A 1024-nucleotide genomic window follows, 5' to 3' on the forward strand; every position below is an offset into this window, starting at 1 on the left:
AACCCCACGGTCAAATCCGAGTTGTTGCATTATATGAACCGGCTGAAGCATGTGGCCTGATCACAAGGCAATGAAATTTATGCAATGATTGGGTTAATATATTCTTAATTCGGTTAAATTATCTCAGGTTTGGAATAGCTTGCGGCGTTGCAACCTTTTTATATAAATACATAATAAATCGCGGCCCTTATGCATTGGCAAATTTGTATTTTGTACTCACCGATTATCCATATAGTATAGTGTTTCTTATTTTGGTTGTGCAGCCAGTGGCTGTCGGGTACGTACTTAACAAGTTTGTCAACGAACGCCACTTCGTGGCTGGACAGCCTTAAGCGTGGCTTCGCCACAAGGCTGCCCGTTACAAAGGCGTTATGCTATGAAAAACCTTCGACACACTCTCCTAGTGATATTTATGTTTGGCAAGCCTGCGTTAGCATGCAGCCCGGTTTCGCCAGAAATAATTCCGCCGAACTCTCCAGGCGGAGAGTTCAAATACATATACCCAGATCCAAAAAAAGAATTAGAAAAGTCCGTTGCCTCTGCAGCGGATGTTGCAATAGTAAAAGTTCATGCCGATTCGGTATCAGAACCAAAGGATGGATACAAAGTAGCCGTTGCAGTAGTGGAGCTTCTTCATGGATGGGGGTATCAATCTGGCAGGTATATGAAGTACATTAGAGTCGAAACCTCCTGTGGAGAACCAGAAAAAATTAACGGCACGGGGTGGTTTGTAGCCCTTCTGGAAAAGAATGAAATCTATGCACTAATTCCCTATGAGAAAGTTAAGAAAAAAGTACAGGCGAAGGGTAAGCCGGATTATGTTTACTCTGCCATAGGCGCTACGGGAAAATAGCATAACCAGGCCATGCTACGGACGGCTTACGCAACGCGCTTCGCGCTAAAGACGCTTCAGCCACCGCAGATGGCAACGTTAATTTCAATCGAGACCACGGAAAAGAAAGAATGATGAAAAAGTTTGCTTTGGGGTTACTTGCGTTTTCTTTTGCACTAAGTTGCAATGCCT

General features: G+C 43.9%; 2 protein-coding genes. One reads left to right on the forward strand and one right to left on the reverse strand.

The annotated features are described in order from the left end of the window. The first annotated feature begins 376 nt into the window (after nucleotides 1-376). The gene (locus FHS09_RS22515) at nucleotides 377-853 is read left to right on the forward strand and encodes a hypothetical protein (RefSeq protein ID WP_183464151.1); all 477 of its coding nucleotides are present in this window, start codon (nucleotides 377-379) and stop codon (nucleotides 851-853) included. Here FHS09_RS22515 and FHS09_RS22635 read toward each other — a convergent pair. Next, nucleotides 840-1024, reverse strand: a 185-nt coding sequence (locus FHS09_RS22635) for a hypothetical protein (protein WP_221192205.1), incomplete at its 5' end; no start/stop codon positions are given. The two genes, FHS09_RS22515 and FHS09_RS22635, sit on opposite strands and share 14 nt — an antisense overlap.

Source organism: Microbulbifer rhizosphaerae, assembly GCF_014191725.1.
GTDB classification, from domain to species: Bacteria; Pseudomonadota; Gammaproteobacteria; order Pseudomonadales; family Cellvibrionaceae; genus Microbulbifer; species Microbulbifer rhizosphaerae.